Source organism: Pseudemcibacter sp. (genome assembly GCF_965661635.1).
GTDB lineage: Bacteria > Pseudomonadota > Alphaproteobacteria > Sphingomonadales > Emcibacteraceae > Pseudemcibacter.
In genome coordinates this window covers 19,941-27,214 of record NZ_CBFIEP010000115.1, presented here as the reverse complement: position 1 = coordinate 27,214, position 7,274 = coordinate 19,941, and the positions used below count along the sequence as shown (strand labels likewise).

General features: G+C 39.7%; 5 protein-coding genes. 4 read left to right on the top strand and 1 reads right to left on the bottom strand.

The window, feature by feature from the left end; genetic code table 11:
* The first annotated feature begins 110 nt into the window (after window positions 1-110).
* A complete protein-coding gene (locus ACTF6W_RS07695; RefSeq protein WP_438993959.1) occupies window positions 111-1,313 on the top strand; it encodes an efflux RND transporter periplasmic adaptor subunit in 1,203 nt (400 codons plus the stop codon).
* The gene (locus ACTF6W_RS07690; RefSeq protein ID WP_438993958.1) at window positions 1,306-4,479 is read left to right on the top strand and encodes an efflux RND transporter permease subunit; all 3,174 of its coding nucleotides are present in this window, start codon (window positions 1,306-1,308) and stop codon (window positions 4,477-4,479) included. Before ACTF6W_RS07695 ends, ACTF6W_RS07690 begins: the two co-directional genes overlap by 8 nt.
* Before the next feature lie 16 nt (window positions 4,480-4,495).
* Here the strand turns inward: ACTF6W_RS07690 and ACTF6W_RS07685 are convergent, their stop codons facing one another.
* Window positions 4,496-5,728: an MFS transporter gene (locus tag ACTF6W_RS07685; RefSeq protein WP_438993957.1), complete on the bottom strand. Its 1,233-nt coding sequence runs from the start codon at window positions 5,726-5,728 to the stop codon at window positions 4,496-4,498.
* Window positions 5,729-5,865: 137 nt separating this feature from the next.
* On the opposite strand from ACTF6W_RS07685, the gene ACTF6W_RS07680 reads away from it, so the two are divergent.
* Together ACTF6W_RS07680 and ACTF6W_RS07675 are read left to right on the top strand one after the other, a co-directional pair.
* Window positions 5,866-6,153, top strand: coding sequence for a hypothetical protein (locus ACTF6W_RS07680; protein ID WP_438993956.1), 288 nt, complete (start codon window positions 5,866-5,868; stop codon window positions 6,151-6,153).
* On the top strand, window positions 6,135-7,208 hold the full coding sequence (locus ACTF6W_RS07675; protein WP_438993955.1) for an MFS transporter: 1,074 nt from the start codon (window positions 6,135-6,137) through the stop codon (window positions 7,206-7,208). Before ACTF6W_RS07680 ends, ACTF6W_RS07675 begins: the two co-directional genes overlap by 19 nt.
* Window positions 7,209-7,274 lie beyond the last annotated feature (66 nt).

The window sequence follows — 7,274 nt, the reverse complement described above, 5'->3', positions numbered from 1 at the left end:
CTCAGTATAAGAAAACAAAGAATTAATAACCGTATAGCGCTCTATTTATCATTGGGGGGCGATTTCAAATCTAACAATGCTCCGATTGCAATAGTTCAGGAGATCCAGTCATGAGTATTATTAAAAAATTTCTACCAGGTATTATTGTAATTTCAATTGGAATAGTTGCTGCAATGCTGATCGTTAAATTTGGCCCAGAGCCAGATAGTCAAAAAGCTGAAATTTTACCTAGAACTATTCGTTCCATAGAAGCTAAGTCAACTGATATTAAGCTATTTATCGAAAGCCAAGGCACCGTCGCCGCTAGGCAAGTCATAAACCTTATTCCTCAGGTTGCTGGTGAAATTACTTACGTTTCGCCAAAGTTTGTCGCTGGAGGTCGTTTTGAAAAAGGGGAATTGATTTTAAAAATTGACCCACGTGATTATGAGGTTGCCGTTATCACAGCTGAAGCCACCAGTGCTGAACGTAAGCAGCGGGTTATGCAAGAAGAGGCTGAAGGTGCCCTCGCGAAAGCAGAGTGGCAGGAACTTGGTCAGGGTGAAGCAAGCGACCTCACACTAAGACTACCACAAAGAGAAGGTGCTATGGCAGCATTAAGATCAGCTGAAGCAAGTTTAGATAAAGCTATGCTTGATCTTGAACGTACGGAAATCCGCGCACCTTATGATGGGCTACTTACGGCTAAAAGTGTAGATTTGGGGCAGTTTTTAAATCGCGGCAATACAATTGGTACATATCATTCGACTGAATTATTAGAAGTAAGGTTGCCACTTACTAATCGTGATATTGCGCAATTTGATCTCAAAGGGTTACAAACGGGTGAAAAACAATATGCGGTTCGATTAAAAGGTCAATTCGCGAATAAGGAAAATTCGTGGAATGCGCGCGTGGTGCGTACTGAAGGCATTATAGATGTTAATAGCCGCATTCTTTATGTTGTAGCGGAGCTTAGGGGTGATGAGCTATTTTCGCCTGACGATGGTTCACACATTACAATCGGTCAATTTGTAAGTGCGGAAATTGAGGGACAAACTTTTGAAAATGTCGTTCGTCTGCCTAGGGAAAGCCTTAGGCAAGGTAATCAAGTTTTGATCGTCGATGGTGAAAATAAATTGCGAACCCGAATGGTCGATATATTAGAAACTAATAATGAGTATATTGTTGTATCTTCTGGTGTAAGTGATGGTGATATTGTCAATCTTTCACAGTTGGCCTTGAGTGTAGATGGCATGCTCGTTGAAACGCAGCCGCAAAATGCGCTTACTGAAAATGTTGCTGCCGTTATCAGTCAGGAGGCGAATAATGACTGATTTGATCAAATGGTTCGTTAAAAACCCCGTTGCAGCAAATTTGATAATGCTGGTTATTTTTGGACTGGGCATTATCGGTTACGTCAAAGTTGGTAAAACGGCAATGCCTTCTGCGGCAATGGATATTATTAATGTTAGTGTGCCATATTTGGGAGCGGGCCCCAAAGAAGTTGAAGACCGAATTGTTATTCGTTTGGAAGAGGCCGTATTCGATATTCGTGGTATCAAACGGTTAACAGGACGCGCCAGTGAAGGTGTTGGGTCGGTAACGATTGAAATTGAAGAGGGCGAAGATGTTGAAAGTATCCTTAACCAAGTAAAGGCACGTGTTGATGCGATTAATACATTCCCCAGTCTTTCTGAAAGACCAATTGTTTCGCGCTCATTTGTACAAATGGATATCATGAACCTTGCCATTTATGGTGATGCAACAGAATTTGAATTAAAAGAATTGGGGCGTAGTGTCCGCGATCGTCTGGCCGCAATCCCAGGTGCGGCAAAAACAGCACTTAACGGTGAACGCGAATATGAAGTTTCCATCGAAATTTCAGAATTACAACTTCAAAAATTCAATTTAACGTTTGATCAGGTTTCAAATGCAATTTCACAATCATCGACGAATTTACCAGCAGGTAAAGTTGACAGCATTGCTGGACAAATTCAAATTGTTACACGCGGCCAAGCATATGTGAAGCAAGACTTTGAAGACATCGTAGTTTTACAAAATGCAGATGGAACACGTGTACTTTTAAAAGATGTGGCCAATGTTGTGGATGGGTTTACCGATGATCATATCTTGCTACGCATGAACGGTAAACCGGGCCTCTTTATATTCATAAGATCAGAATCGACGCCAGATGTGGTGAAGTTAAGCGCAGAAATAAATAAGGTTATCAACGAAGAAATCATTCCTTCTTTACCTGAAGGTATTGAAATTACCAATTGGTTTGATACATCGGAAATATTTAAAAGTCGACTTGATATGTTGATGTGGAATGCGGTAACAGGTCTCATTCTCGTCTTTTTTAGTCTCATGATATTCTTATCGCCGGCACTTGCTGGTTGGGTAACCGCTGGTATTGCCATTTCTTTCCTCGGGTGTTTTGCCATTTTGCCTTATACGGGTGTGGCGCTCAGTATGATCAGTCTTTTTGCGTTTCTTCTCATTCTTGGGATTGTTGTTGATGATGCGATTATTATTGGTGAAAGCGTCCATCTGGAAAACCAGAAAGGTAATCTAGGTGATCAAGGGGCAATTGATGGTGCGGCCAAAGTAGCGCGTCCCGTTATATTTTCGGCGATTACTACGATGATTTTCTTTTCCCCAATGCTTTTCATTGAAGGAATAATCGGACAATTTGTCTTAGGTATTCCTGTGGTGGTTATACTATGTTTAACTTTTTCTATCTTGGAATCTCTTTTTATTCTTCCGGTACATTTGCGTCATTTGAGCGATAAAAAATCAAATGACTTTGCACGAATTTTTATGATTTTTATTCCAAATTTCATCATTGATAGTTGTTCAAAAATGACAAAAGCGGCACAGAATAGTGCGAAATCATTTTTATCACATGTTATTAAAGTACTATACCGTCCATTTTTGGATAAGGCACTTAAACGTAAGGGTTTTTCACTATTGGTGATATTATCTATGAGTATGATAATCACTTCAATTCATGCTGCGGGCTGGATTAAAATGGTGTTTAATCCTGAAGTTTCAATGAATTTTATTCAAGCAAGGGTTCAATTTCCAGCGGGGGCCCCATATGACATTGTTGATGAAGCATCCTATATTCTTGAGAATAAAGCGAGAGAATTACAAAAAGAATTAGAAGCAGAATATCCCGATGTTGAATTATTTAAAGATTTACTTGTCATGGCGGATGGTAATGGGTCCATGGCTTTTGCATTTCTTGTTTTTCAAAATATAGAAGAAGTCAATTTTGATGTAGAAAAATATGTAGCCAGATGGCGCGAAATTATGCCGGTTATTCCGGATGCTCGTGAAATATCATTTGATTTTTCTACCGCGGGGGGGACTGGTGAAGCCATTAATTTGATGCTGAAATCTCCTAATAGCGATGCCTTAGACCAAATGGCTTTAGACGTGAAACAAGTTTACGCCGAATATGCAGGCCTTTATAGCATCACGGATACGGCCGATACGGCCAGGACAGAAGCAGTTCTTTCAATTATGCCTTCTGCAGAAAATATGGGTCTGACATTGACTGACCTGGCACGACAAGTAAGGCAAGCTTTTTATGGACAAGAAGTTCAGCGTATTGCCCGCGGAAAAGATACGGTAAAAGTTATGGTTCGACTTCCTCAAGAAGACAGGCGGTCATTTGATACACTAGATGAAATGCGCATTAGAACAGGCGCGGGCGGTGAGGTACCCTTTGAAGCTGTTGCTGAGGTAGATTATCAACGTGCATATACTTCTATCCGCAGAACAGACCGCCAACGCACGTTAACTGTGAAAGCAAACGTCAATAAGGATGTTGCGAATACGGCCGAAATTGTAAAAGATATTCAGGAAAAATATGTAGATCAATGGAAAGCAAAATATCCTGATGTTGAAATTAGTTTTGAGGGTGATCAGAAGAACCAACAAGAATTTGCATCCTCTTTAGCGAGTGGCTTTGGTTTTGCATTGATTGCAATTTATATCCTTCTTGCGGTTGCGTTTAATTCTTATAGTCAGCCGTTTATTATTTTAACGGCGCTGCCATTCGCCTATATGGGGGCTGTTCTTGGCCATTTGTTCTTGGGAATGAATTTTAGTCTTTATTCAATAATGGGCATTGTTGCAGCCGCCGGTGTGGTTGTTAATGATAACTTGGTTTTGCTTGACTATATTAATCGACTTCGTAAAGAAGGAAAAAATGCCCTAGAAGCCGTTGAGATAGCCGCAGAAGAACGTTTTAGGCCGATATTTTTAACGAGTTTTACGACCTTTATTGGGTTGGCACCAATGATGCTAGAAACGAGTTTACAGGCACAGTTTTTGATACCAACTGTAGTTTCATTGGCATTTGGCGTTTTATTCTCAACCATCGCAACCCTCTTTCTCGTGCCGATTGTTTACTTATATTTCCATGATTTTAGAAAAAATATCGTTGGGTTGTTTAAAGGCCGAAGCCCAGACCAAATAACGGCTGAATAAGGGGATAAGAATTTTCTTATTCAGCGGTGTATCTATATTTTGGTAACATCAAAAATAAACCTACTGAAACAATGAGCAGTATTGAACATAAAATGAGTACATTTATGTAAGAACCGTATTGATCAAATGAGGCGCCAAATGTTGGCGGACCAAATGAAGTGCCAACCAAGAACGCCGAGAACATAAGCCCGTAAACCATACCAAATGACGATAAGCCAAAGTAGCGTGTTGTTAGATAAGCCAGTAAATCAAATTCAGTTCCAATACTAAGCCCGATAAGAAGTGCAGCAAGATATGCCGGTGTTCCAACTATTCCCATTGCTAGCATTACGACGCCAATTGTTGAAAGTAATATGGAAACAATCGCAACGCGAGGGGCAAAAAATCGATCAAGAAAATGTCCAATGAGGGCCCGTGATACAAGGATGGCGAGACCCAACATAGCCGCTACATTTGCAGCAGATGAATTTTCCATACCGCGATCAATCAGCATCGGGACTAGATTTGATAATAACCCATAAAGACAAAATGAAAGGACTGCGAAAATCACATAAAGTAGCCAAAATGTTTTTTGTCTGACGACGTCTTTAAACCGCAAAATAGGTTCAGAATTATTTTCACTTTTTTCATTAATATTATCATTGTCCGGGTTTAATTTCATTTCTTGTGGTGTGTTTTTGAGAAAGAAATAAGAGACGGGAAGTGAGACGAATAACACGATTGCAGCAAGTGTATAATAGCCATGACGCCAACTATAATTATCAATGATAAATTGCAGCATTGGCGGTACATACATATATCCTGCGCCGCCACCGGCCATCGCAATACCAAGAGCTAAGCCACGACGTTTATTAAACCATTCACCGATAATACGCATAAAGGGTAGGCCATTTGCCCCTGAGGCAAATATGCCAATAAGGATAAAGGTGATGTATAAATGCCAAAGTTCCGTAACGATAAAGGCAATAGATGCGAGCAAAATACCAAATATAAATAATGATGGAATAAGAATTTGTTTACTGCCGTATCGATCAGCAATTTTCCCAATAAAAGGAGAAGTAATGGCAAGAGCGACAGTAAAAAAGGTGGATGCAAGTGCGACTTCAGCGCGCGGTGCATCAAATTCAATAGTGAGCGGTATCATAAATAATCCAAGCGCACCAAAGGCAAATTGACCAGGGCTGGTTGAGAGTCCAACACTCGCTGCGATGGTTACCCACCATCCGTAAAATATGCGTGGAATTTTCATAATCTTACCCTGACCTTGTAATTATTATTATCGGTTTTAAATAAGTAACATGGCCGTTAAGAGCGAACAAGAGAATAACAGCTTGCTAAAAATGCTATATTTAGCAATGATTATAACAAACAAAATAGCGGGGTATTATGCAAGATATTTTGTTACACTTATTTAAAACGGCTCGATTTTTGCCGTTATTTATCAGTCAATTTTTGGGTGCATTTAATGACAATGTTTTTAAAAATGCACTTGTTGTTCTCATTACATATGACGTTGGCATACGTGCGGGATTTGATCCTGCATTGCTTGTTTTGATAGCGGCAGGGATATTTATTTTACCTTTTTTCCTCTTTTCTGCGATGGCTGGTCAATATGCAGATAAACTGGAGCGTTCTGCGTTAGTTAAAAAATCAAGATGGTCGAAATTATCTTGATGGCGATCGGGTCACTTGGCTTTTTCATCGGTAATTTATACGTATTAATGTTTGTCCTGTTTATGATGGGAACGCAATCGGCTTTTTTTGGCCCCATAAAATATGGCATATTGCCTGATCACTTACGCGAAGATGAATTAATCGGCGGAAACGGTCTGATTGGCATGGCTACTTTCTTAGCGATATTGCTAGGGACTATCGCTGGCGGTTTATTAATTATGATGGACTTTGGGGTTGGTGTTGTTTCAATAATGGTTTTAGTTGTGTCGGTATGTGGTTATTTATCTGCACAAAAAATTCCGCTTTCTGCTGGAAAATCGCCTGACTTAATAATCAATTATAATTTTATGGCTGAAACCATTAACATTATTGGAAAAGCAAGAGCAAAACGTCCGGTATTTTTATCAATTATGGGGATTTCTTGGTTTTGGTTTTATGGAGCAACGTATCTTGCTCAATTTCCTACTTTTGCGAGTGAGGTTCTTAAATCAGATGATCAAGTTGTAACACTTTTACTCTGTGTTTTTTCCGTCGGTATTGGCATAGGTTTTTTGATATGTAATCGTCTGGTTAAAGGGATGGTAACGGCACGTTTTGTAGCGTTGTCGGCCCTTATGATGACAATCTTTAGTATTGATCTTTATTTTGCTAGCGGCAACGTCGTCACACCTGCTCTTTCCATGGTAGGTGAATTAAGCGGTGCGTCAGATTTTTTATCTTATGGATCAAATTGGCGTGTTGTAGGTGATTTGTTTGGTATTGCCGTATCAGGCGGCATTTATATTGTGCCGCTTTATACCATTATGCAAGTTGGTAGTAAGGAAGAAGAGCGTTCCCGTATTATCGCGGCCAATAACATTTTAAATAGTCTTTTTATGGTTGGATCTGCCGTTGGAGCAATGGCATTAATTATGCTTGATTTTACTTTGCCGGAAATTTTTCTAACCATAGCGATTTTGAATGCTTTTGTTGCCCTTTACATTTGTCAATTACTTCCCCAAGACCTAATTCAATCAATTATTAGATCTTTACTCAGATTATTTTATCGTGTGTAAATTAAGGGTCTTGATAATTATAAGAAAGCAGGTCGCGGTGCAGTATTAATAGCCAATCACACATCC

What these genes read in the sequence shown, in the direction of transcription:
- ACTF6W_RS07675 (WP_438993955.1), top strand. Translation starts at nt 6,135, where the DNA reads ATGGTCGAAATTATCTTGATGGCGATCGGGTCACTTGGCTTTTTCATC.
- ACTF6W_RS07685 (WP_438993957.1), bottom strand. Translation starts at nt 5,728, where the DNA reads ATGAAAATTCCACGCATATTTTACGGATGGTGGGTAACCATCGCAGCG.
- ACTF6W_RS07690 (WP_438993958.1), top strand. Translation starts at nt 1,306, where the DNA reads ATGACTGATTTGATCAAATGGTTCGTTAAAAACCCCGTTGCAGCAAAT.
- ACTF6W_RS07680 (WP_438993956.1), top strand. Translation starts at nt 5,866, where the DNA reads ATGCAAGATATTTTGTTACACTTATTTAAAACGGCTCGATTTTTGCCG.
- ACTF6W_RS07695 (WP_438993959.1), top strand. Translation starts at nt 111, where the DNA reads ATGAGTATTATTAAAAAATTTCTACCAGGTATTATTGTAATTTCAATT.